Genomic DNA, 24,120 nt, shown 5'->3' on the forward strand with positions numbered 1-24,120 from the left:
CGATGGACACCCTTGCCGTCAGCTAACAGTTCCTACTGCCAAGCCTGTAGTGGACTTTCACCACCAAGTTATCACCCATGCTGGGCGCACACACGAATGGCGAATGATTCAATTGAAGAATCATTCGCCATTTTTTCATTCATTTTTAGTTTTGTCTCAGGCTCGTTCTTCGTTTATTATTGAACAACAATCGTTTCAATCACTTGCTCTTGACCTTCAACTGGTTTGTCACTTGCGTCTGTTTCGACGGATACAATCTCATCGACAACATCCATACCCTCTGTAACCTTACCAAAGGCTGCATATTCTCCGTCAAGATTTGTTGAGTCTTCCACTACAATAAAGAACTGGCTTCCTGCTGAATCAGGGTCCTGACTGCGTGCCATGGAAACGACTCCGCGTTCGTGACTCAAATCATTTTCAAATCCGTTACTGGAAAACTCACCTTCTACTGAATGTCCTGGTCCACCTGTGCCGTTGCCATCCGGGTCTCCGCCTTGAATCATAAATCCAGGAATTACACGGTGAAAGGTTAATCCGTTATAAAAGCCATCACTGGCGAGTTTCACAAAATTTTCTACGGTTTTAGGTGCCACATCAGGATAGAGCTCCATCACAACCTCTCCCCCGTTTTCCATCGTCATTGTCACAACCGTTGGATTCTCAAGGTCAATATCGACTTCGTTTGCAGTTGATGCATCTTCATTTTCATCTGGCCCTGATGTTCCACAACCGCTTATGATAAATAAGCTTGTCATGATAGCCGCAGTTATTGTTTTAGTCCATTTCACCATTCATGTCACTCCTTAAATGATTCCTCGTTTTTTTCCATACTGAATTAATTCGTGATACGCATCACCTTTTAGTTCAAGTATTTCACAAAAAGCAGGCTCTGTTTTCACTCCTGCGCGCTTTAAAGTAAGGACTTGCTCTCGCATGGAATCCTCTTCCCTTAAAAGCGCTGCCTCAATCACCATGTGTACATAAGCATTCTGTTTGGTAACAGGGACTGGCTGCGAAAACAACTCAATATCAAAACCTTTGTAGCTGAAGTTCGCTTTAAGAGTAGGAGTGCCTCTGACCTCGTAACGCTTCGTACGAAACTCTTGAAAATCTCCATAAAGCCTCTGCATTTCTTGCTGCACTTGGTTGTGAAGCGGGCTATCAATTTCCATAATAATATCCAAATCAGACGTATCCAAATCAAGTCCAATTGGAATCGTCCCACATAAAACAGGAGAATAGATGGACCACATTTCCATAATGTTCAGGTCTTGAATCACTTGATACACACATCGTTGTTTCTCGGTTCCTTTTGATAAACCATTTAATGAGAGCATTCTCCTCCCCCTTAATCATTGATGATAACTTCCGTCTCCCCATTGGCTTTCGTTAGCGTAATGACATTGAAATCAGAGAGGCTTTGACTTTCATCTAAGAATCCACTATAGTTGCCATCGTCCTCTTCTATTTCAAACTGAGCAAGCTCCTCATCGTCTTTTTCAAAGGTAACATGCTCGATGTCCGCCGCATCCTCTCGTTCTAGTAGAATGCCGCTATGTCTTTCAATCCCTGCTAGTGAGACTAAACTAATTCCTTCAGTCACATTGTTTTTTTGTGCCTTTGCTTGAATCAAGTCTTCACCTGATGCCGCCTCTATCATGCCAATGTGGTCCGTATCTTCAAAGAAAAAAACAGATGGACCGTGCTCTTTTTTCTTATGAATTTGAAGAATGGAAACGTTCTGTTCCTTTACATATGTAAGCCCTTTATCAAATGCGCGCTCTGAGGGTGTTGGATAAAATCCAACAAAGTAGATCGCAATCCCAATTAAAGCCACGATTGCAATCCCTAGCGAAACCCATTTTCTTTTTGTCACACCGTTCTCCCCATTCCATAGTACAGTCTTCTCCTATTTTAAGGTGAATAATCAAACTTGTCTAATCACCTTTCCCACATGCAGGAAGAAAGATTAATACAACCATTCAGATGAAAGGGAATTGATTCTGTTTCTAGAAGCTCACGCTGTGTGAACCCTCCTCTAAAAAGAGTACGATCAGGTGCGGGTTCACCTGATCGTTTCACTACACGATGACTAGGAAGTCCAGCAGGTGCCTGCCGCATCGCCCACCCCACAACTCTTGCATTGTGAGGCTGTTCAAGTAGTCGTGCGATCTGACCGTACGTAGCTACTCGTCCTTCTGGGATTTTCTCAACGAGTTCATATACTTGTTCAAAGAAAGAAAGCTTAGTCATGTACGTATCCCCCGTTAGGATAAAGAAGATTCCTCTCTACCCTCTTTTGGTAGTGAAAACTGAAACCATAAATAGATAACCAGCGAGCATAAGATGAGTGCAAATAAACAAACATACACAAACCCATACTCATGAATGATGGACACATTGACGTGAAAGGAAATCAAGATTCCACAGATTGCAACGGATAGTGATCCACCCATGAACTGAGCGAGCTGCATCATGCCCATACCAGATCCAATAAACTCATCAGGTAAAATTCTTGATACCTCATTATTTAACGCGCTTAGAGTTGCAGAGAAAGCGGGTGAGAAAAAGAGATATCCAATTAAAATGACCAGTGGTGACACTGATGTGAACAGCGCAAACACAGCGGCTACTGCTGCGAGAAACACATGCCCCCACAATAAGAATTTCCGATTTCCTAGCTTATCAATTCCACGGCCTACATAACGTGAAATAATGGCTGTCACAATCGCGCCGGGTGCAATGATAAATCCGATATTCATCGCAGATGTTCCAAACTCATTGGCGAGTACGAGTGGCATGAGAAACAGATTTCCTAGGTTTAGTGACATCACACAAAAACCTACTGCTAAAAGCTTTAAGTAAGGAGGCTGCTTTAAGAGCTCCTTTCGTATAAAGGTAGGCTTGTCACGATTCACATAAAACCCATGGATTACAATGGTAACGACACATATAATGAGCAACCAAATAGAACGTTGGGTCACAGCCAATAGCAATGTAATGGTATTAATGACAGTTAACAAGCCACCAATTACATCAAATTGAAACGCTTTTGGCTCTTCTTTTGGAAGGAGCGGAATAATGACCGGGAAGATTAAAATAACCAAACAAGTGATAGCAAACAGTCCAGACCAACCAAAGGTCTGATAGACAACACCACCAACAATGGGTCCCATCCCAAATGCCATGGCACTCGCAGCTGAAATTAAGGCAAGCGCACTTCCACGTCGTTCATATGGAATGTAACGACTCACAATAATCATACCAAGACCTGCAATCGCTCCTGCTCCTGCTGATTGCAAGATTCTTGCCAGAAGAAGCGTGTTAAAGTCAGTAGCAAAGATTCCCGAAACAGAACCGGTTGTCAAAACCGCTACACCGATCGCAATAAGAAGCCGAATAGAAACAGAGTCAGACAGGCGGCTATAAATTACTGTCGTCAAAGCGTAGCCTATGGAGTAGCTCGATATAATCCAAGAACCGAGCTCAGCCGTTACATCTAATTGTCCAATAATGCCTGGTATCGACACATTAAACATGGTTGTATTCATAATAACAATAAAAAGTCCAAACGCCCAAAGTGGCACGATTATTCGATCATTCATTCTTTTTCATCCCAATCTAAGTCATATCGAAACATTATAACGCAAATCAGATTGGAATGCTTACTTCGGGAACCTAACTACTTTTCAACAGAGTGAAGAAAAACGTTAACATAATGCTCTTGCTAGCTCATGCTTTATTTTAAATCATCTTCCTCTAAATCTATATCAACCTCGTTAAGTTCGCCCTCATCATTGTTATTTTTCTCGACATAAACGTGATAACGTTCGTTAACGAACTGTTCGTACCACATATAATAATCGTAGGCCTCACTCTCTGGGATATCGTTAATTATGATAATCTGGACCGGTTTTCCACGAGTTGCGACTTGAATAGACGCGAGCCCAAACCGGCGCTGCAGCCAGGAGCGGGCAATTGTTACCTCTTCCACCTTGTTCATACCGGTTGTCGTCAACTCGTTAAACACACCACCTAATTCATACTGCGTAATCGATTCAGTCATCTCATACCTTGTGAAACGGTAATCCATTAATCGATTTAATATGATTAATACTAGTAGGATAGGTGACAGATACCATAAGTGGCTCCAGAAAATAAAAACAACAACCGTTCCAATGATCCAGAAGTAACTTGGTCGTATCAATTTCACCCAAAGAGCACGTCGCGGTAATTTCCGTTCAGGCTGATGATACACAAACCCAGGAATGATTTGTGGCAAGAGCTCTGGAATCCGTTTAACAGATATGAAAGGAAAGATAACAGCAGAATCCGAATCATCCAGTCCTCCCTCTCCTCCTGCACAAATTAATTTAACCTTGGCCATACCAAACCAGCGCCTAATCAGACTTTTAGAAACCACCACTCCTTGTACCTTACTTTTTAGGATGGAGTTTTCTTTTTCTTGAATGATGCCTTTTTTTATATAGATTCGCTTCTCGTCACTGCGGACTTCAAATCGGCCAAATTGTAAGAAGATTGTTGCCACACCAAACAGGCAGGAGATAATCAATAACCCAATAATTGCGATGGTCAGCCAAATCCAATGATCCCAAAGAAAACTCATGACCGTATCAACATGACCGTCTAGTGAAAAGACCTCATCTATATTGAAGAAGATCGTCATTAAAATTGGAATGAGTGCCACAATACTAAATGATGTAAAGGATGCTTTAATGAGTTCTTTTTTTGTTACTTTATAGTGAAGTGACTTGCTCGGAGCCACTACCTCAGCAGATGATGTGTCCCGGGTCTTATGATTGCTTTTCCACTCAAGAAAGGTTTGAATGGAAGTCGCTTGCGTATGCGTCATCATTTTCAGCTGTACGGTCGAATCTTCCTGCGCTTCGGTTTCAAGTGTAACGGTTGTCACACGGAAGAGTTTGCCAATAAGATTTGTGGCTCTTGAAACATTTTGAATACGATGATATTGGATATATTGTTCCTTTCGTACAAGCCCGCCCTGCTTTATTTGTAATTCGGTTTCTGTGAACTGATAACGAAAATGAACCCATTCCAAAATAGTCGAGACAATGGAGATAGCAATAATAACTAGCACGCCCCATTTTGCAATGAGTAAGAAGGTAGAATCTGAGTTGGCATTCACAATCCACAATAAAATGATTGGAAAAAAGAAGTTTTTAATCGTTCCTACGAGCCCAGACAATAAAAAGGAAGCATGCAGCCGGTACGGTTGATTTAATTGGATCGTTTGCTCATTCATCTTCATACACCTTCGCGAGCACTGCAATTTTTTCACGGAGATCTTCCGCTTCCTCATTCGGTAATGCCGGAATTTGGTGTGAAGACGCCGTTGTCCCAATGGTAATGGTAGATAATCCATATCGTCTTAGGATCGGTCCCTGGTTTGTACTGACATGAAGCACCTTAACCATTGGAACAAGTACATGCACTTGGTCGATTACTCCATACTTCATTTGTATGTATTCATCATCCACCCGATATCTCCACGTTTGTTGCATGTAAATGGGGTAAATAATGATTTTGTATAGCGCATAAAGAACATCAATAGCAATGAACACATATACCACATAACCAATCCACACTACCCATTCATAATAATGATGCAAGAAAAGAACTGTACCAAGTATGAGTAGTGTAATCACATGTGTGATGGCAGAAGAAATTCTCCATACACTTGCTGCTTTCTCAGATATCTTCTGATCTGGTTTTTGAATTGTTTGTCTCATAAGTCACCCCTCTCTATTCATTTACGGAATGATCCAGTTGGCGTTTCACTTTTTGAAACCTTTTTTTCTATGATACGTAAGAATTAGAAAGAAAGCAGGTGCTAATCATGTTGAAACGAATTACGATGCTTATCCCATTCCTTTTACTTACATTCCTCTTCGTCCCTCACCAGGCGTTTGCGATTGATTTCACGATCCCAGAATCAACAATCGATGCCACCCTGTTAGAGAACGGGGACGTCATGGTTAACGAAACACATGTGTACGACTTTGATGATGATTTTAACGGATTAACTAGAACGCTTTATCAAAAAGAAAACTCGGAAATCACAAATGTTGAGGCTTCAGAAAATGGTCAGCCTCTAGAAGTTGAACAAGATGGTTCGCTCTATAAAGTGATGCGTCCAGGCAGCTATGAGACCGTTACACTTGATCTGAGTTACACGATTACAAATAGTACAACCGTGTATCAGGATCTCGCTGACTTCAGTTGGTCTTTTTTCGACTCAAGTGGTGATGTTCCTTATGAAGATATGACTGTGATCATTCACCCACCATCAGAAACAGATGAAGTGATTGCTTATGGTAAGGACGAAACGTTTGACAAAGAAGCGATCCAACAAGATGGAACCGTGATTTTTCATATTGGGACTGTTTCTGAAGGGTCAAACGGATTTATTCGAGTAGCGTACCCAAGTGATTTGTTTCCAGGTGCTTCGGTTGTTGATGCAGACATGAGTGAAACCATCTTAGCGGATGAACAAGAAGTCAAAGACGAAGCAGCTGCGTTTGCTTCCATGCAAGATCGTCTTTCAAGCTTCGCACTTTTTTTTATCCCGCTTGCCGGGCTTTTACTATTGGCTTTAATTCTTGGGTCGTACTTAAAAAGCAGCCAATTATTCAAGTCATTTGAGCGAGAGTATAAAACTTCGAATTACATTCCTAAGCAAAAGCTTAGCATACTAGCAACCATTCTCTTTACGAAGGGCATGCTACGTCCCGAAGCGATGGCTGCAGGTTTACTTGACCTGATGAGAAAAGGGTTTGTGAAAGAACATGATACGAATCAATTCACACTCATTCACAGAGAGGGTGCCTCTAAAGCCGAGCAAATCTTAATTGAATGGCTTTTTGATGCGGTTGGAGATCAAAAGACATTCTCTTTGCAGCAGCTAGAGAGTTATGCCAAGGACACAAAAAACCACGAAGCGTATCAGCAGTATGATCACAAATGGAAAACCGCCATTGGACAAGAGATTAAGGAAGCAACTTTACATCAAAACAAAACAGCTTACCGTTTAACGATAGGGCTCGCAAGTCTGGTCTTTGTTCCACTTTTTGTTCTGTTTCCTATGTATGGTTTGCCGATGTGGTTATTCTTTTCGATTCTACTCTTCATCGGGTATCTCGGGTATGCGATTTTCTATCACCCACGGACAACCGAAGGCGCGCGAATTGTGTACGAATGGAATCAATTCAGTAAACAAGCCGCTACACTTCCGACAACTGAAATGACAAGCTGGAAGCAAGATGATTTGATGCGGGCGATCATTTACGGAATCGGTACAGGAGATAAGAATATAAAAGCTAAAAACACAGAGCTTGAAGAAGTATTTAAGGGTCAGCCCCAAGCCATGGCGGCCTACTCATTTGATGTGACAACATTTATTGCGCTCTCTGTGGTTGCACAAGCGAGCATGAATACGGCGAGTTCAAGTGCAGCTCACACCTCCTCTTCATCCGGCAGCTCTCCGGGTGGCGGAGTTGGCGGTAGCGGCGGGGGAAGCGGTGCTTTTTAGAAAGTGTTTAGAAGACGAGTGCTCATGGAATGCTCGTCTTTTTACTTTCCCGAGAAACTCTAACGTTTTTGTTAATCCATTGATGTACGCTATACTTAAGCGTAGAATAAATGGTAGTGAAGTTGTAACAGACTAAGCCATAGACAAATACACATAGCATAAAGATCGACATCTATATATGAAGGAGAATGCACGCATGATCGTACAAAACGAAAAAGATTTACATGGATTAAAGGAAATAGGAAAGATTGTTGGTGAAATTCGCGAGGAGCTCACCCTTCATACGAAGCCGGGAGTAACAACAAAAGAAATCGACGAGATCGGTGGAAAATTATTTAAGAAATTTGGTGCGACCTCTGCACCTATCAGCACGTATGACTTCCCAGGCTACACATGTATCTGTGTCAACGAAGAAGTCGCACACGGAATCCCTGGATCTCGCATCATCAAAGAAGGTGACATCGTAAATATTGATGTATCCGGCTCATTAAATGGATACTTCGCAGATACGGGTCATTCCTTCGTTGTTGGAAAAGGTGAGCCGATTTTAACAGACCTCATTGAAGCAACAAAAAACACATTCGACGCTGGACTTAAAAAGTTTAGAGCAGGATCTAAACAAAATGGAGTCGGTCGCGCAGTCTTCCAAACCGCTCAAGAGCATGGGTTTACCGTCATTAAAAACCTAACAGGACACGGCATCGGTTTATCATTACATGATTCACCTGAACATATTTTCAACTACTACAATTCACGCGATACAAAGCTATTTAAAGACGGAGAAGTCATTGCCTTTGAACCATTCGTCTCAACAAAGGCAGAGGACGTCTATCAGCTTGATGATGGCTGGACTTTAACAACGGCAGACAACAGCTTTGTCGCTCAATATGAACATACAATTATTGTAACAAAGGATGAACCAATTATTTTAACGAAATAAAAGGGAAGGAAGCTAGTGATTCTCCGCTCGGAATCGCTAGCTTTTTGTTTTGGTTTGGCCTACGGGGAATGGGGAATCTTATAGACAGATAACCGAAAGGAATGAGAATAGTGGCGAAGCACACTCCAACTAAGCAACAAACAAAACAAAAAGCGTCCGAAGCCAAAAATGAGTCAAAGCCTTGGATAAGACGTTTAGGTCGATTTGGGTACATGTCTCAGGGATTCGTGTATATTTTAATTGGTGTGCTTGCTTTTATGACAGCCATTGGCGTTGGAGGGGATACGGAGGATACAAGCGGAGCCTTACAAACCCTTGCTAGTATGCCCTTTGGGGAAGTGGTTTTATGGTTAGTAGGAATCGGGCTAATCGGTTACGTGATCTGGATGTTTATTCGTGCATCGGTTGATACAGGTCATTTTGGTAACGGGATAAAAGGAGTTCTCGTTCGTGCTGGCTTTATTGGAAGCGCCCTTATCTATGCCAGTTTGGCCTTTAATGCCTTCTCCTTTGCGACTCATTCTGGTGGATCAGGCGGTAGTGATGAGGAAACATACTCACAGATTCTCTTATCACAGCCTTTTGGCCAATGGATCATTGGAGCGATTGGCATTGGTATCATTATCTATGCGCTATACGAAGGATATAAAGCGGTCTCAGGCTTATTCTTAAAAGAATTTAAAAAGTCTGAAATGAACAAACATGAATGGAATCTGACAAGAACGATTGGACGAATGGGCTTAGTTTCACGTGCAATTGTCTTTGCGTTGATTGGTGTCTTTCTCATTCAAACAGCCCTTAATGCAGATGCTGACGATACACAAGGAATGGATGGAGCTTTATATGAACTTTCTCAACAACCGTATGGCCAGTGGCTTCTTGGTGTTGTAGCTGTTGGACTTATTCTGTTCGGTGTGTATGGCTATTTTTACGGGCGCTATGTTCATATGAACTTTGGACGGAAATAAGATGAGTGGGTTACAACCGCTCATTCAAGGGTAACCATTCACATAGTGAAGTTTAAACGAGGAGCGTACACAATGGATAACCAAACGACGACCGAAAAAAGACCTGTTATTGCGTTAACAGGAGCAAGTGGATACATTGGGAATAATCTTCTTAAAAAACTCGGAAAACAAGCTGATATCATTGCTTTATCACGTAATGGGGATAAATATGAGGACTCAGAGAACGTGACCTGGAGATCAGCTGACTTATTCTCCCTTAAGGATGCTGAAAAAGCACTTGAAGGTGCAGACTATGCGGTGTACCTGGTTCACTCTATGATGCCTTCCGCAAAGTTAACTCAAGCGAAATTTGAAGATATGGATCTTATTTTAGCTGATAACTTTGCTCAAGCTGCTAAGAAAAATGATGTGAAGCAGATCATTTATTTAAGTGGGATTATTCCACCAGATGCTGATGAGCTTTCACGACACTTACGTAGCCGTCTAGAGGTTGAAAAAGTACTCTCTTCCTACGGTGTCCCAGTGACAACCGTTCGTGCCGGCTTGATTGTGGGCCCTAAAGGCTCCTCGTTTCCAATTGTGAAGAAACTCGTTAAAAGACTGCCAATGATGGCATTACCTAAATGGACACGTCAAAAAACACATCCGATTGCTCTTCAAGATGTGTTGCATGCCTTAAAAGGAAGTATCGGCAATAAGAAACTCTCAGGTGAGTCCATTGATGTGGGTGGTCCAGAAATCATGACATATAAGGAAATGATGATCGACACTGCTGAAGTTATGGGCAAAAAAAGAAAGCTCCTTAATGTTCCGTTTATGACGGTTAAACTCTCTCGTTTGTGGGTTAGTGTGACAACCGGCACTCCTCGCGAGATGGTCTATCCACTGATTGAAAGTTTGATTCATCCGATGGTTGCGAGTCCTGAGAATATGGACAAAGACTTAAGCTATGGAAAGATCCCATTTAAAGAAGCTGCGAAATCAGCACTGGAACAAGAAGAAAAGGAAAAGAAGGAAAAAGAAGAGCAACAAAAACAGTCAAAAAAATCGTCTGACTCAAGCTCCCCTTCAAAGCCGGTCATCTCTGATGTTCGTTCCGTTCAGCGGGTACTCCTTCCCGAAGGAAAAACAGCATCGTGGGCTGCTAGGCGTTACATTGAATGGCTAGGAGAGTTTGGACGACCACTGATTCGAACATCTGTTGATCAGGATGGGAATGCGAAGATTTACTTGCTTGGTAACGAACCATTACTTTCGCTAACGTACTCACATGAACGTAGCCAAGAAAACCGTGCACTTTTCTACATTACAGGGGGCACCTTTGCTAAAAGGGAGGAAACACCTGGAAGAGGGCGTCTTGAATTCAGGCAGATCCCTAACTCTCAGGAATGCATTATTGCCATACATGAATATAAGCCCTCCCTGCCCTGGTTTATTTACACATTCACTCAGGCAAAGTTCCACCTATGGGTGATGTACTTCTTCAAACGTCATCTGCTTAAACAGATTAAACAGGAGAATCAGCACCCAAAATTGATTATTGAGATGGAAAAATGATTAAAGAGGCTGGCACATAACATTAATATGAGTAGCAAACCACGAACATAGCACAATATCCGCTACAGGAGAATTTTTCTCACCTGCTCGTTTGATAAAATACGAATGGCGAATGATTCAATTTAAGAATCATTCGCCATTTTTTCATTCATTTTTAGTTTTGTCTCAGGCCCTTTTTATATTTATTCTGAGAACAATGAAGATCCATTCGTCTCTATAATCTTTTGGAATTCATAAAAGCTATCTTTCTTGGTCCGTTCCAATGTACCATTTCCTTCATTATCTTTATCAACATGAATAAAACCGTAACGCTTTTTCATTTCTCCTGATCCTGCGCTCACAATATCAATTGGTCCCCACCATGCAAACCCTCTTACGTCGCAACCATCTTCAATTGCATTATAAATTTCAACTAAATGTTCCTTAAGGAAGTTTGTCCGGTCAATATCATGAATGGAACCATCCTCGTTAATTGAATCGACATCACCGTATCCGTTTTCTACTATAAATAATGGAACATTATATCGATCTGTTAACTCATTGCAGACGATCCTTAAACCAATTGGATCAATCTGCCAACCCCACTTCGATTTTGGCAGATACGGATTATCGATACCTCTAACTCCACCTGTATGAGTTAAAATTGGCATTCCAGCCTTATGGGTGGAGCTTAGGTAATAACTAAATGCTAAATACTCGCATGTGTGGGCTTTTAGTAATTCCAAGTCTCCTTCTTCCATATCTATAGAAATATTATGCTCTTTAAAGATACGATCTACATAAGTTGGATACTCTCCTCTTATCATTACATCAGAGTAGAACAAGTGCCTTCTTCTATACGTGTTTGTTTCAAGTACGTCTTCTGGTCTGCAACTATTTGGATAGAGAACACTTAATGAGAGCATAGCCCCAATCATTGAGTCAGGAATGATTTCTTTACATAATTTTACTGCATGTGAGTTAGCAACAAACATATGGTGACTAGCTTGATAAATTTCTTGGAGTGGTTCTTCTTCATTTTGAATTCGAACCCCACCCGTCGCTAAAGGAATCTTATGCATATTGTTAATCTCATTAAATGTTAACCAGTACTTAACTTTGTCCTTATAACGCTTAAAGATTACTTCACAAAATCTTGAAAAGAATTCAATTAATTGCCGATTAGACCAACCACCATATTCGTCTACCAAATGAATTGGCATCTCATAGTGAGAGATTGTTATCATTGGTTTAATCCCTTTACTTAAAAGTTCATCGAATAGATCATCATAAAATTGCAAACCTTTTTCATTGGGCTCCTTCTCGTCACCCTTAGGGAAGATTCTTGACCAAGCAATGGATGTTCTAAATAGGGAGAACCCCATATCAGAAAACAGTTGAACATCCTCTTTATAACGATGGTAAAAGTCTATTGCTTCATGTGAGGCGTAGTAAAGGTTTGGATCGATTTGCTTATCTGTCTCACCAGATATGATGCCCCCTCGTGTCATATCTGCTTGTGATGCACCTTTACCGTCTACATTCCATGCACCTTCCGCTTGGTTTGCAGCAATGGCTCCTCCCCACAGAAAATCTTTTGGAAATACCTTTTCTCTATCCATAGTTGATTCCTCCTATTTAATAATAGTTAAAATTGATTGAGTTTTATCTACTTGTCCTTCAGCAACCTTAATAACGTCTAAGTAATTAGTAGTGTTTGTGATGATTACAGGAGTACTCATATCAAACCCTTTTTCCTTTAAAGCATCTAACTCAAAAGTTGCAAGTAAGTCTCCTTTTTTTACTTCTACCCCACTTTTCACAACAGGATTAAAGTGTTTACCCTGTAATTGAACAGTATCAATTCCTAAATGAATTAACACTTCTATTCCATCATTTGAAGTTAATCCATACGCATGCCCTGTTGGAAAAGCCATAGTTACTTCACCGTCAACAGGAGAGTACAACTTACCTTCATCAGGGATGATAGCCATCCCTTTACCCATCGCCTCAGAAGAAAAAGCGTCGTCTTTCACTTCACTTAATTTAATCGCCTTTCCTACCAATGGACTTTTAATCGTATCCTCTGAGAATTGGCTTTTACCTGATTCAGGTTGTTCATCTTCCTTTTTTTCAGATGGTGCATTTGGTTCTTCAAATCCTAAAATGTATGTTAGAACCACACTTAGAATAAAGGCTACGAAGAAACCAACAACATACCCCGAGAAGCCTGGACCAATGAAAACAGGGAAGGTTAGTATACTTTTAGGAGCAAGAGTTAAAGCACTTGCCTGAAAGTATCCTGCAATCCCGCCACCAATTGCTCCAGAGATTAGAGCAGCGATAAATGGTCTCTTCAGCTTTAAATTAACTCCATATATTGCAGGTTCTGTGATTCCAAAAAGTCCTGTAATACAAGCTGAAAGAGAGATCCCTTTCATCTTCTTATCTTTTATCTTTAGAAATACACCTAATGCAGCTCCAGCTTGTGCTACAACAGCTGGTCCATACAATGGTCCAATTGGATCGCGTCCATAAAGGGATAGATTATTAAGCATTACTGGAATTAAGCCCCAGTGAAGACCAAACATAACAAGCAGTTGGAATGATCCACCAATTAATACCCCCGTCATCGTCGGGCTTAGATCGTATGTCCAAGAAACAGCAGCTGCAATACCGGTACTAACAGATGTACCAACTGGGCCTAACACTAACAATGTTAAAGGTACCATAATGACTAAGCTTAATAATGGAACTAAAAGTCCTCTAACGCTTTCGTGGAACAGTTTCTTTAAGAATTTCTCAACGTAAGATAAAGCGAAGATTGCTAATAAAATTGGGATTACCGTTGTTGCATACTTCATTAATATAACTGGTAACCCTAAAAAGGAAATAGTTTCACCATTATCTAGCATGGCTGTGATATCTGGATAAACAAGTGCAGAGGCAATGGCCATTGCTAAGAATTGATTCGCATTAAACCTTTTCGCAGCAGTTAGAGCTAAAAAGATTGGTAAGAAATAAAAGAACCCATCTGATGCGGCAAATAGAATTCGATATGTACCGCTGTCTGTAGTTAACAATCCTGTTGTCGTAAATAAAGCTAGTAATCCTTTTAGCAATCCAGCCCCTGCTAAAACCCCTAACAGTGGACTAAAAATACTTGAAATGACATCAATAAATCGATTTAAAAGACTCTGCTCGGAATTATCATCTTCATTATCTTCTTTTTGATCTCCTAACGATGTTTGATTTAATACCTCTTTATAAATGTCACTAACATTGTTTCCAATGACTACTTGAAAGGTTCCTCCACTTTCAACGACAGATAACACACCATCTAATTGCTCAATCTCTTTGCGATTCGGTTTAGAGTAGTCTTTTAAAGTAAAGCGCAGGCGAGTTGCACAGTGTATAACGTGACGAACATTCTTTTCTCCACCGACTTCATTTAATATATTTTGAGCTAATTTTTTCTGATCCATATTATATCCCTCTCTTTTTTATCTATTAGGTCCAAACAAATTCTTCTGCAGCATCACCCCTTCCAAATAAAAAAACCTGAATAAATAAGAGACCCTTGGTCCGTTATTCATTCAGGTTAAGCCTGCTTACCAGTAACTTTTCTGAAATAAAATCATGTAGTTGTTTGCTCATGTGAAACAATTCGTTCAATGTGAATGATCAGGTAGACCTTATCGTCTATGCTCATTGTTGAATCATACTTTGCCTCAATATGTTGTTCAATTTTCCTCACACAATCAAATGCTTTTGGATAGGTAGATTCCAACACTTCATATAGAGGATTGTTCACTGTAGAGCGAGGTTCTTTATGAACGAGCCTCTGAGTAAAAAACTTTAAGTGAGTAATGAAACGATAATAGTTCAAAGAGTTCTCATCTAATTCCACTTTATAATGATATTTGACGATAGACAGGATATCTTTCATGAGCTTGGTAATACTCATAACATTTTTCACTTTGTCATTTAGCTCTGCATTAACAAGGTGAAACGTAATGAACCCAGCTTCATCTTCCGGTAGGTCTATGTGAAGTCTCTCTTTCACCATTATTAAGGCTTTCATTGATACCTCAAATTCTTCCTGATACAGCTTCTTAATATCCCACAAAAGTGCATTTTTGATGGTATGACCTTTTTTAATTCGGATTAAAGCTTGGTTAATATGATCGGGCAAAGTAATGTAAAGACTTTCATTTAGTTCTTTCTTTAACGTCCTTTTCGCTAAACTTATGAAATCGTCCGTGAGGTGAACAATTTCACCTGGTACCTCATCCACAAGTTTTACAAACTTATGATATAGCTTCTGATCTTCTAACCTGAAGATCTTTTCAACCTTGTGTTTAGTGATAGGGTCATTAGACTTCTTCTGAAATCCAATTCCTTTTCCCATTGCTATAACTTCTTGCCCTTGTTCAGTAATAGCGCTTACTAGGTTATGGTTGATAACTTTTTTGATTTTCATTGCTCTCACCTTTGATTAAGAGATAAATTGAATATAAAAAACCCCAGCACAAAAAATTCAGTGTGCTGAGGTTTGCCTGTTTACCAGTAACAATTCTCAGAAAAAGCATGTAGTTTTTAGTAGAGGTACTCATTCGAAAGCGCCTTCACATAGAATATATACCATAGTAATAAAAAAATCAAATGAAATAATTTCCAAATGTAAGTGTTTTAAAACTAGTTATTACCCTCTCCTAACAATCAACCGAATCAAACCAGTCTGCTTACTCACAACAAAGTACACACCGGCTCCAGCCAATACAGATACTCCTGTAACTATGAAAGAAAGTGGATAGTTTCCGATGACATCGGTTAAAGCCAAACGAACGAGAAACTCAGTCGCACGTACAACGACTATCATCAGGATAACCATTAAGCCAATTGGAACAAGTGGCTTTAGAAGCTTTAGAACAGGGATCTTTACATTCCGGTAAATGACTGCTGTTAAATAACAAACAGATACAAAGTAACCAGCATACGTCGCGATGATTGGACCAAGCTCGTAGAAGGTAGGAATGAGTAACGCATTTAGCACAACTTTGACTACAACTCCTAGTCCTAAGCCAATAATCGCCTGTTTTTGCTTGTTAATTCCTTGTAAAATGGCTGCGGCAACCGAGAATAACGAAAAGAGAATTCCCATTGGTGCATACCAGGCAAGTATCCGTCCACCGAGTTCAGGCTGGTTGTTCTCGCCAAAAATGCTGGTATAGATCGGATCACTTAACAATGTCATTCCCACAACTGCAGGTAGCAGAACAAACATGAGTAAAATAAACGTTTGTTTAATCTTATCTGTTACGTCCTTCATATCTCCCTTGCTAAAAGATCCAGTAATATTTGGGATAAGCGATATACTAAAAGCCGTCGCTAGGGAAACAGGTACAAGGACAAGAATTTGAGCAAGACCGATGATCGCATTGACCTGCTCCGCCTCCATCAGGCTATATCCGGCATTTGTTAACAAGTTATTAATCGAAAAGGTATCAATATTTTGATAGAGCGGAATGGCAAGCCCTACTAACACAAAAGGAATGGCATAGCTTGTCAGCTCATTAAGCATCGGCAACCATTCAATTGGTTGATGTTCTCCATGTTTATTTCGAAAGGCTGGAAACAAATCCTTCCGCTTCACAAAAAACCATACAAGCAGCCCTAAGCTTGCCAGACCTCCTACAAACGCCCCCATTGTACTAATTCCAACAGCCTGAGTGGCTGTTCCATCAAAAATGTATAAAACGGTAAAGGAACCAGCTAGAATAAAGAGAATGCGGACAATTTGCTCCAGAACGGTACTAAACGCCGAGGGTCCCATTTGCTGATTTCCTTGAAAAAACCCTCTCATCATACTCATTGGAGGAATAATTAATAGGGCAATACTTACGAGTCGAATGACGTATACAACATCTTCATGAGTGTTCCCGCTCACATCTCCTTCTTTTATAACAACCGACGCAAGCGAAGGCGCTAAAAAGAACAAGGCCAAGAATGTCAGCACACCCATGCCCATCATGAGTTTTAAGCCTTTATTTAATAAGTCTCTTCCTGCCTGATAGTCTCCAAGACTATTATATTTGGCCACATATTTAGAAACAGCCATAGGTAACCCAAGTGTTGCTACACTCAGCATTAATGTATAAGGCGCATACGCGTATTTATAGAGTGCATAGCCCGAGTCTCCTACAATTAGAACAAACGGCATAATGTAGATAAATCCAAGTATTTTCGATAGAAAGGTCGCTCCCGTTAAATAGAAGGTTCCCCTTAGAAATTGATTCTTCACAAATGATCTCACCTTTTCATGACAGATACACAGCTAGAATAAGAATATCATACTCTACTGTTAGGTGGTATGTTGTGTTAGAAACCCATCCTTCCACTCTGCTTTATCCAATCTCCTTTCTTACTTTTTTGATGCTCACCTTGCATGCTTTTAATCATGTGAAGAGCACTAACCTCTCCGTTTTTATGCCAGGTCAGTGCCATGCTAACAAAAAGCTCTGAAAGCTGTGCAAACGAAAAACCATCTGTTGCTTCAGCAGCCTCTTGTATCTCTTCATTATCCAAGAATGATACAAACCCTCTTTGCTTCATGTACTGTACTCGTAACTCTTTAGTAGGTAGACTAATTTCATAGGCCCGATCAAATCGACCCCCACGGTTCATTAATCCTGGGTCAATCTTTTCAGGATAATTAGTGGTTCCAATTAAGAAGATTCCCTCTTTTGACGTTGCCCCATCCAATGTGTTTAAAAAGAAGGAACGTACTCCCTCCGGCATTGAATCAATGTCTTCAATCACTAGAACCATAGGCGACAACCGTCTCGCTGCGGTAAATACTTCTTCAATGGAGTCGCTTGTCGTAAATTCAGTGATTTGCCAGTACGCAATTGGAGCATGTATGGACCCTGCTATTGATTTAACAAGTGTTGTTTTTCCATTGCCCGGTGGTCCATATAGAAGAATTCCTCGTCTGTACGGAATATTATACGTTTGATAAAACGTACGATCTTTATCAAAAAACTGGTCTAAAGATTGATAGATATCATCTTTCACACGCAAATCCAAAATCACTTCACTTCGCTCAACGGCATGTGTGACTGATTCTTCTTTTCGATTTATCCCATCCTCGGAATCAGTATATACGGTCACTTCCTTACAGCTTTCTTCCCAGATTCTCGTATGAACCGTTTCAAGGAAGGCAGCCAGTTCTTGATCTCCTATGCAAAACACGCAGTTTCTACTAGCTATACTCCCTCCATATTCTTCAAACACAGGGATTTGCGCAAATGCAACTCCTTCTTTTTCATAACAAAATACGTTATTTAACAAAGAGAGATGTACCTTGTAGTCAGGCTGTTCTTTCTCTTCCTCGTATGTAAATGTTCGCTGTTGTAATTTCTCAAAAATAGTCGCCACATGGTGAACCTGATCTGATGATTTTTGTACATCCTTCTCTAGTAGCGTCCAATGATCAAAGAAAGGATCTTCACTTGCATATAGATGAAACATTTTACCGTATCGGTCATTTAAAACGTTTTGAATTTGGCTAATAATACGTTCAAATGATGCATAACCTGTCGCATCACCTTTCTCAGAATCTCTTGTGTGATAAATAGCTGGTACTTGGTTCATGTGATAACTCCTCAGTAAAAATGAGGACCATGCTTAAATCCTCACTTATCTTTTTATGATTTTTTTAATAGTTTATAGATACCAACTATATCCTGTCAACTTTCTCCAATTTTCCCCTATTCTCTTTTTTTAGTTAATTAAGCTTTTAATCCAATAAAAAACGGGTATAATCAGATAGCGGTTTTATCGCAAATAGTAGAATAGCGGAGTGGTAATTTAAATGGAACAAGCTTCATTAGAACAAGTTGAGCAAATGGCACTAAACAAAGGAAAAGCTTACTCAGACAATCGTATGAGATATTTGATGCGTTCGATTCTAGCTACCATGTTTTTGGGACTTGGAATTATTGTGTCTTTCCGAACAGGCGGATATTTCTATGAGGATGGGTCGTCTCTTGCTTATATAGCTGGAGCACTTACGTTTGGCGTGGGTATTCTCTTAATTAAACACGGAAATGCAGATTTATTTACAGGTAATACGTTTTATTTCCCGTATGCATCATTAAAAGGAAAAATGACTTGGTCTACAACAATGAAGCTGCTATCTATGACATATATCGGAAACTTAATTGGAGCTATACTTTTTGCTTACTTCTTGCTTGCGACAGGCATTTTTAAAGATCCTAGTGCGAATGGATTCTTGATGAGTGTCGCTCAACACAAAACAGAAACTTCATTGAGTGAGCTTTTCTTTCGTGGAATTCTTTGTAACTGGTTAGTTTGTCTGGCATTCTTTATTCCACTAGGAATGAAGAATGAAATGGCTAAGATTTTTATCATGGTTCTTTTAGTTTTTAGTTTCTTCGTTTCTGGTTACGAGCACAGTATTGCTAACATGGGTACATTTGCCATTGCTTACTTACACGGTGCGCCTGATTTGACACTTGGCGGGATCGTTCACAATTTAATCCCGGTAACAATTGGGAACTTTGTTGGCGGAGCAGTATTTATGGGCTTATTGTTACACTACTTGAACCCGACTAAAAAAGAGAAAACGGCATAAAATGAAAAGAAAGACGAATGCATTTGAGGCATTCGTCTTTTTGCTTATGATTCATTTATTTTTAATGTAGGTTCCACGACAGGTACAAGACTTTCTTCTTTCTCATCGAGCCTTGCCATCTGTTTACGCCAGAACCCTATTGACGCCTGCATAACTGGTCCAATCAAAAAGACCGAAAGAAATGTTCCAGCAGCAACCGGTCCCCCAAGTAGCCACCCCAGTAATAACGCCGTGCCTTCAAGAAGCGTCCTGACAAGTCGAATGGATAACCCTGTTTTCTTTGCAAGCACAAGTGTCATGCCGTCTCTTGGACCAGCACCAAGCCCTGTTGCTACATACATTCCCGCACCGAATCCGAGTATACAAATACCTCCGAATAGAAATAACAGGCTTTCCCACCAGAGCATTTGAGTTGGATAAATCGGTAAACGGAGCATTCCGTCTAAAAAGAATCCAATCAATATAATGTTAATGAAGCTACCCACTTGTGGTATTCTTCGATCAATCCAACTAGATATGCCAATCATAAGTAATCCAACAAGTTGAACCCATAGCCCGATCGACCAGCCAGATTTAAGGGATAATCCAATGTGCAATACATCCCATGTTGCTGAACCATACGCGGACTTAATCATAAACGCGCCACCTGTTGCTAAAACAAGTAACCCCATTAAAAAAACAGCCCACTTAATCATTATCGTGGTGAACCCTTTTCTTATTGACGTACTTTCTCCTACCCTTTGTTTCATTCTTACCCTTCTCTCTATAGCCATTCAGTACTTCGTTTTACTAAATAAGTATAAAGAAGAAGGGAGATGATCTCAAGATGCAAAATAAGTTAATGTTTTGGCTTAAGCTAGACAATCCAATCCGTCCCTGTCCGTATCGCATTCTCATCAGCAAATAATCAACCAAATGGAATGAATCGTTAGTAAACAGTTTGACCTGCGTCTGAAATCATGGTTTCTACTTGATTTTCCGAATGGACACATTAGAAAAACCGGATCATCTATGTGATATCCGGTTTGAACACTGTGCCCCTACAACTCGATTACTACTTCTTCTACCCCGGAGCTCATTGTAAGCTCTACTCCATCCACTGTTTGCTGCTGGTCACCATTTGAGTGTGAACTGATCGAGTGTACATTACGTAGCACAATTGAATAGGCAGATGTTAATCCACTTGTACGTACGGTAATTGTTGAGTCCGTTTTTGTCGCGGTAACAAACCCAGCTTCTTCACCTGACTCACGTACAAGAAGTGCTTTCGCTTCCTCTCCTTCTTTTAAAGAGAAAAGGTGAAGTGCGACATCCTCAGTAAAGTCGTAGCTCGCCGTTGAATCGGTTTGACCAAACACCAAAATGGAGTTCTCTCGAGCCATGAGTGGTAAGGATGTGTAGTCATGTGTTTCTGTGACCCACCGCTCCCCACTCACTTTAGCGTTGGTTATCAGGTTGGTCCATTCTCCCTTAGGTAAGTAATAGCGCACCTTCCCTTGGTCACTGAAGATCGGCGCAACAAGGAGCTCGCTTCCAAGTGCGTATTGTCGATCTAGATAATGACATGTTTCATCATCTGGAAATTCAAGCACCATTGGCCTAAGCATCGGCACACCTGTTTTGGTCGCTTCCACTGCTTTTGAATATAGATAAGGCATAAGGCGACATTTTAACTTAGTGAATTGACGCGTAACCTCTACCGCTTCTTCGTCGTAAAGCCAAGGTACTTTATAGTCACCACTACCATGGTAACGACTGTGCGAGGATAGGAGACCAAATTGAGTCCAGCGTTTGTATAGATCTGGTGTTGACCCAGTCTCAAATCCTCCGATATCATGACTCCAATAAGCAAAGCCTGCAAGACTTAGAGAGAGACCTCCGCGCAAGGTTTCAGCCATAGATGAATAGTTAGAGAAACTATCACCACCCCAATGAACAGGCATTGTTTGACCGCCAACAGTGGCCGAACGAGCAAAAACAACGGCTTGGGACGTTCCGAATCGCTTCTCCAATAAATTAAACACGCTTTCATTATAGAGTTGTGTATAATAGTTATGCATTTTCTTAGGACATGATCCATCTGCGTAAACAACATCAAGAGGGATACGTTCTCCAAAATCTGTCTTAAAACTATCTACCCCCATATCAATCAGTTTATCTAGATGATCTGTGTACCACTTTGTCGCAGCTGGGTTTGTAAAATCTACTAAGCCCATCCCCGCCTGCCACTTATCCCATTGCCACACACGTCCATCTTCTCTTTTTAAAAGAAAACCAAGATCTGCTGCCTCTTTAAATAGTGGAGACTTTTGAGCGATGTACGGGTTAATCCAGACACAAATCTTTAAACCCTTCTCCTTCAATCGTTTTAACATATTGACCGGGTCCGGAAAGACGCGATCATCCCACTCAAAATTACACCACTCTAGTTCCTTCATCCATAGGCAATCAAAGTGAAAGACATCAAGAGGAATATCTCGTTCAATCATCTCATCTACAAATGAATGCACGGTCTTTTCATCATAGTTTGTTAGAAAAGACGTGCTAAGCCACAGACCGAAAGACCATGATGGAACGAGTGGTGGTTTTCCTGTTAGCTCTGTATAGTTGTGTAGTACCTCTTTTAACCCTTCACCTGCAATGATGTAATAATCAAGGCATTCCCCTTCCACACTGAACTGGGATTTGGATACCTTCTCAGAAGCCACTTCAAAGGAAACGTGTTCTGGATGGTTTACAAATACGCCGTATCCTTTATTGCTAACGTAAAAGGGAATGTTCTTATAGGTTTGCTCACTCCCCGTTCCCCCGTCCTCATTCCAGATATCAACGACCTGACCATTTTTCACAAACGGAGTAAATCGTTCGCCAAGTCCATAGATCAGTTCCCCAATATCAAGTGAAAGCTGTTCACGCATGTAGGGCTCGCCTTTCTCATTATGAATATAGCTAAGTGATCTAGATTCACTCGACGTCAGTAGCTTCTGATCAAACTTAAAATCAATTTTCCACGGATCTCGCTTCACATGTGCACGCAGCAGTCCAGATGAGAAGAGAATCTCGTTCTCTTCTTCCTTTATGTGCACATTGGGCTTTTTATTTGTGCGAGCAAAAGATGGCTCCTCTGTAACCGATCCTATATGATGATAGGCTTTTACTCGAATCACATTCTCAAGTGGTGAAGACAGTTCAACCGTTAAGACCCCTCCATCAAGGGTCTGCCCAATATGATGAATCTTCTGAAACGGAGCATACAGTGTCAACTGTCCTTGATCCTGTTTCCAATCATATATCTCGGCTGGGCTTTTAATGACATGGCCTTCCTTATCCATCCAACATCCATTACTAAACTTCATAGACATCTCCCTTTTATAAAAATGATTATCGTACCTCATTTATGTGAAAAGAAAAGCTAAGCTTATAAATAATACGTAGCATTTTCCTTCATCACCACTTCTAACTTTATGATTTGTTGCTCTCTTATATCCTCTTCAAAAGCAAGGTAGCCAAATAATTGAGTCAACACTAAGTATCCTTGGTTAAATGGTTCTTGAGTAATTGTAGCTGTAATAACTCCAGCATTCAGATATTGATAGATTTTGTTGCTTAAATCATGACAGATGAGAACGGTATCTGGTCTCTGTGATTGCAACGCCTCTGCAACTTCAAAAATATCTGAGGTTGAAACATACACTCCATCAATCGATTCGTCTTGGTTATAGCTAAGGAATTCCTCAACAGAGAAAGGCCCAATCCCACAAACGTTAGGATATGTTTCAACTGCTTCGAGAAACCCTTGATTTTTTGTCCGTGTCTGCAAGTCATCATTTTTGCCTACAACCGCCACTCGACCTTTTTTACCAACAAACTTGCATGTTAATTCAGCTGCAAGCTTGCCCGCCTGCTCATAGTCTACACCTACATAAAACAATCGACCATTCGATTGAATATCCTGATTAAACGTGCAGATCGTTATCCCTCTAGTCTTTGCTTCTTTTATCACATCATCAAGTGGTTCTTCACCAGCTGCTATAGCAATGGCGTGGTATTGATCTTGATCGATAATGTTTTGAATTAGTGTTTGCGCTGACACTTCTGCTTCGTTCATTCGATAAACGGTAAATTCAGCGCCATAATCAGTTAGCTCTTGAATGGCTTTATTCAACCCAACCTCTACTTGATCCCAAAAATACTGACCAAAGGATGGGTAGATAATAGCAATCTTATAGTTTATTTTTCGTGATAAGACAGAAGCCAATTTATTTGGCTTATAACCCAATTCATCGACCATATCCATGATGCGTTGATAGGTTTCCTTTTTAACATTTCCTCGATTATTCAAAGCGCGGTCTACAGTGGCTATGGATAAACCAAGTTTTTCTGCTATGGTTTTGGCTGTTGTTTTTGTAACCGCTATCATTTCTTCTCTCCTTTTTTCTTTCTT

The 24,120-nt window shown here is 40.5% G+C and carries 21 protein-coding genes; 6 read left to right on the plus strand and 15 right to left on the minus strand.

Going from position 1 to position 24,120, the window contains the following annotated elements; genetic code table 11:
* A partial coding sequence (locus ACQKKO_RS07470; RefSeq protein WP_498645813.1) for a hypothetical protein occupies window positions 1–183 on the plus strand: 183 nt, incomplete at its 5' end.
* Here the strand turns inward: ACQKKO_RS07470 and ACQKKO_RS07475 are convergent.
* From ACQKKO_RS07475 to ACQKKO_RS07505, 7 genes are all read right to left on the minus strand, one after another.
* Window positions 177–794 carry a peptidylprolyl isomerase gene (locus tag ACQKKO_RS07475; RefSeq protein WP_498645815.1) on the minus strand — a complete coding sequence of 206 codons (618 nt, stop codon included), beginning with the start codon at window positions 792–794 and terminating at the stop codon, window positions 177–179. The two genes, ACQKKO_RS07470 and ACQKKO_RS07475, sit on opposite strands and share 7 nt — an antisense overlap.
* Before the next feature lie 12 nt (window positions 795–806).
* Complete coding sequence (locus ACQKKO_RS07480) at window positions 807–1,340, minus strand: DUF4269 domain-containing protein (protein WP_498645817.1); 534 nt, start codon at window positions 1,338–1,340, stop codon at window positions 807–809.
* Between the two features lie 11 nt (window positions 1,341–1,351).
* Window positions 1,352–1,879, minus strand: coding sequence for a hypothetical protein (locus ACQKKO_RS07485; protein WP_498645819.1), 528 nt, complete (start codon window positions 1,877–1,879; stop codon window positions 1,352–1,354).
* A 65-nt stretch (window positions 1,880–1,944) separates the two neighbouring features.
* Complete coding sequence (locus ACQKKO_RS07490) at window positions 1,945–2,256, minus strand: MGMT family protein (protein WP_498645821.1); 312 nt, start codon at window positions 2,254–2,256, stop codon at window positions 1,945–1,947.
* A 14-nt stretch (window positions 2,257–2,270) separates the two neighbouring features.
* Window positions 2,271–3,608, minus strand: a complete 1,338-nt coding sequence (locus ACQKKO_RS07495; RefSeq protein WP_498645823.1) for an MFS transporter — start codon at window positions 3,606–3,608, stop codon at window positions 2,271–2,273.
* A gap of 134 nt (window positions 3,609–3,742) precedes the next feature.
* Window positions 3,743–5,287: a PH domain-containing protein gene (locus tag ACQKKO_RS07500; RefSeq protein ID WP_498645825.1), complete on the minus strand. Its 1,545-nt coding sequence runs from the start codon at window positions 5,285–5,287 to the stop codon at window positions 3,743–3,745.
* Window positions 5,280–5,774 carry a PH domain-containing protein gene (locus ACQKKO_RS07505; protein ID WP_498645827.1) on the minus strand — a complete coding sequence of 165 codons (495 nt, stop codon included), beginning with the start codon at window positions 5,772–5,774 and terminating at the stop codon, window positions 5,280–5,282. Before ACQKKO_RS07505 ends, ACQKKO_RS07500 begins: the two co-directional genes overlap by 8 nt.
* Window positions 5,775–5,881: 107 nt before the next feature.
* On the opposite strand from ACQKKO_RS07505, the gene ACQKKO_RS07510 reads away from it, so the two are divergent.
* From ACQKKO_RS07510 to ACQKKO_RS07525, 4 genes are all read left to right on the plus strand, one after another.
* The gene (locus tag ACQKKO_RS07510; RefSeq protein WP_498645829.1) at window positions 5,882–7,573 is read left to right on the plus strand and encodes a DUF2207 domain-containing protein; all 1,692 of its coding nucleotides are present in this window, start codon (window positions 5,882–5,884) and stop codon (window positions 7,571–7,573) included.
* A gap of 196 nt (window positions 7,574–7,769) precedes the next feature.
* The gene (gene map / locus ACQKKO_RS07515) at window positions 7,770–8,513 is read left to right on the plus strand and encodes a type I methionyl aminopeptidase (protein ID WP_498645831.1); all 744 of its coding nucleotides are present in this window, start codon (window positions 7,770–7,772) and stop codon (window positions 8,511–8,513) included.
* A 110-nt stretch (window positions 8,514–8,623) separates the two neighbouring features.
* A complete protein-coding gene (locus ACQKKO_RS07520) occupies window positions 8,624–9,481 on the plus strand; it encodes a DUF1206 domain-containing protein (protein ID WP_498645833.1) in 858 nt (285 codons plus the stop codon).
* Between the two features lie 72 nt (window positions 9,482–9,553).
* The gene (locus tag ACQKKO_RS07525) at window positions 9,554–11,038 is read left to right on the plus strand and encodes an NAD(P)H-binding protein (RefSeq protein ID WP_498645835.1); all 1,485 of its coding nucleotides are present in this window, start codon (window positions 9,554–9,556) and stop codon (window positions 11,036–11,038) included.
* 182 nt (window positions 11,039–11,220) lie between these two features.
* On the opposite strand, the gene ACQKKO_RS07530 is transcribed toward ACQKKO_RS07525, so the two are convergent.
* The 5 genes from ACQKKO_RS07530 to ACQKKO_RS07550 all read right to left on the minus strand — a co-directional run bounded on the left by ACQKKO_RS07530 (window position 11,221) and on the right by ACQKKO_RS07550 (window position 18,673).
* Window positions 11,221–12,639, minus strand: coding sequence for a glycoside hydrolase family 1 protein (locus tag ACQKKO_RS07530; protein ID WP_498645837.1), 1,419 nt, complete (start codon window positions 12,637–12,639; stop codon window positions 11,221–11,223).
* 12 nt (window positions 12,640–12,651) lie between these two features.
* Window positions 12,652–14,502, minus strand: coding sequence for a beta-glucoside-specific PTS transporter subunit IIABC (locus ACQKKO_RS07535; RefSeq protein WP_498645840.1), 1,851 nt, complete (start codon window positions 14,500–14,502; stop codon window positions 12,652–12,654).
* A 152-nt stretch (window positions 14,503–14,654) separates the two neighbouring features.
* Complete coding sequence (licT, locus tag ACQKKO_RS07540; protein WP_498645841.1) at window positions 14,655–15,500, minus strand: BglG family transcription antiterminator LicT; 846 nt, start codon at window positions 15,498–15,500, stop codon at window positions 14,655–14,657.
* A gap of 222 nt (window positions 15,501–15,722) precedes the next feature.
* Window positions 15,723–17,321, minus strand: coding sequence for a putative polysaccharide biosynthesis protein (locus ACQKKO_RS07545; RefSeq protein ID WP_498645843.1), 1,599 nt, complete (start codon window positions 17,319–17,321; stop codon window positions 15,723–15,725).
* Window positions 17,322–17,398: 77 nt separating this feature from the next.
* On the minus strand, window positions 17,399–18,673 hold the full coding sequence (locus ACQKKO_RS07550; protein WP_498645845.1) for an ATP-binding protein: 1,275 nt from the start codon (window positions 18,671–18,673) through the stop codon (window positions 17,399–17,401).
* Between the two features lie 220 nt (window positions 18,674–18,893).
* Here ACQKKO_RS07550 and ACQKKO_RS07555 point away from each other — a divergent pair, with 220 nt between their 5' ends.
* A complete protein-coding gene (locus ACQKKO_RS07555; protein ID WP_498645846.1) occupies window positions 18,894–19,676 on the plus strand; it encodes a formate/nitrite transporter family protein in 783 nt (260 codons plus the stop codon).
* Window positions 19,677–19,720: 44 nt separating this feature from the next.
* On the opposite strand, the gene ACQKKO_RS07560 is transcribed toward ACQKKO_RS07555, so the two are convergent.
* From ACQKKO_RS07560 to ACQKKO_RS07570, 3 genes are all read right to left on the minus strand, one after another.
* Window positions 19,721–20,425, minus strand: a complete 705-nt coding sequence (locus ACQKKO_RS07560; RefSeq protein WP_498645848.1) for a YczE/YyaS/YitT family protein — start codon at window positions 20,423–20,425, stop codon at window positions 19,721–19,723.
* Window positions 20,426–20,716: 291 nt separating this feature from the next.
* The gene (gene yicI / locus ACQKKO_RS07565) at window positions 20,717–23,032 is read right to left on the minus strand and encodes an alpha-xylosidase (protein WP_498645849.1); all 2,316 of its coding nucleotides are present in this window, start codon (window positions 23,030–23,032) and stop codon (window positions 20,717–20,719) included.
* A 62-nt stretch (window positions 23,033–23,094) separates the two neighbouring features.
* Window positions 23,095–24,096, minus strand: a complete 1,002-nt coding sequence (locus tag ACQKKO_RS07570; RefSeq protein ID WP_498645851.1) for a substrate-binding domain-containing protein — start codon at window positions 24,094–24,096, stop codon at window positions 23,095–23,097.
* Between the last annotated feature and the right edge of the window lie 24 nt (window positions 24,097–24,120).

Source organism: Alkalihalobacillus sp. NPDC127517 (assembly GCF_050276055.1).
Lineage (GTDB): Bacteria > Bacillota > Bacilli > Bacillales > Bacillaceae_D > Alkalicoccobacillus.

What these genes read in the sequence shown, in the direction of transcription:
- yicI (WP_498645849.1), bottom strand. Translation starts at nt 23,032, where the DNA reads ATGAAGTTTAGTAATGGATGTTGGATGGATAAGGAAGGCCATGTCATT.
- ACQKKO_RS07555 (WP_498645846.1), top strand. Translation starts at nt 18,894, where the DNA reads ATGGAACAAGCTTCATTAGAACAAGTTGAGCAAATGGCACTAAACAAA.
- ACQKKO_RS07505 (WP_498645827.1), bottom strand. Translation starts at nt 5,774, where the DNA reads ATGAGACAAACAATTCAAAAACCAGATCAGAAGATATCTGAGAAAGCA.
- ACQKKO_RS07535 (WP_498645840.1), bottom strand. Translation starts at nt 14,502, where the DNA reads ATGGATCAGAAAAAATTAGCTCAAAATATATTAAATGAAGTCGGTGGA.
- ACQKKO_RS07500 (WP_498645825.1), bottom strand. Translation starts at nt 5,287, where the DNA reads ATGAATGAGCAAACGATCCAATTAAATCAACCGTACCGGCTGCATGCT.
- ACQKKO_RS07480 (WP_498645817.1), bottom strand. Translation starts at nt 1,340, where the DNA reads ATGCTCTCATTAAATGGTTTATCAAAAGGAACCGAGAAACAACGATGT.
- ACQKKO_RS07570 (WP_498645851.1), bottom strand. Translation starts at nt 24,096, where the DNA reads ATGATAGCGGTTACAAAAACAACAGCCAAAACCATAGCAGAAAAACTT.
- licT (WP_498645841.1), bottom strand. Translation starts at nt 15,500, where the DNA reads ATGAAAATCAAAAAAGTTATCAACCATAACCTAGTAAGCGCTATTACT.
- ACQKKO_RS07530 (WP_498645837.1), bottom strand. Translation starts at nt 12,639, where the DNA reads ATGGATAGAGAAAAGGTATTTCCAAAAGATTTTCTGTGGGGAGGAGCC.
- ACQKKO_RS07525 (WP_498645835.1), top strand. Translation starts at nt 9,554, where the DNA reads ATGGATAACCAAACGACGACCGAAAAAAGACCTGTTATTGCGTTAACA.
- ACQKKO_RS07475 (WP_498645815.1), bottom strand. Translation starts at nt 794, where the DNA reads ATGGTGAAATGGACTAAAACAATAACTGCGGCTATCATGACAAGCTTA.
- ACQKKO_RS07550 (WP_498645845.1), bottom strand. Translation starts at nt 18,673, where the DNA reads ATGAACCAAGTACCAGCTATTTATCACACAAGAGATTCTGAGAAAGGT.
- ACQKKO_RS07495 (WP_498645823.1), bottom strand. Translation starts at nt 3,608, where the DNA reads ATGAATGATCGAATAATCGTGCCACTTTGGGCGTTTGGACTTTTTATT.
- ACQKKO_RS07560 (WP_498645848.1), bottom strand. Translation starts at nt 20,425, where the DNA reads ATGAAACAAAGGGTAGGAGAAAGTACGTCAATAAGAAAAGGGTTCACC.
- map (WP_498645831.1), top strand. Translation starts at nt 7,770, where the DNA reads ATGATCGTACAAAACGAAAAAGATTTACATGGATTAAAGGAAATAGGA.
- ACQKKO_RS07510 (WP_498645829.1), top strand. Translation starts at nt 5,882, where the DNA reads ATGTTGAAACGAATTACGATGCTTATCCCATTCCTTTTACTTACATTC.
- ACQKKO_RS07490 (WP_498645821.1), bottom strand. Translation starts at nt 2,256, where the DNA reads ATGACTAAGCTTTCTTTCTTTGAACAAGTATATGAACTCGTTGAGAAA.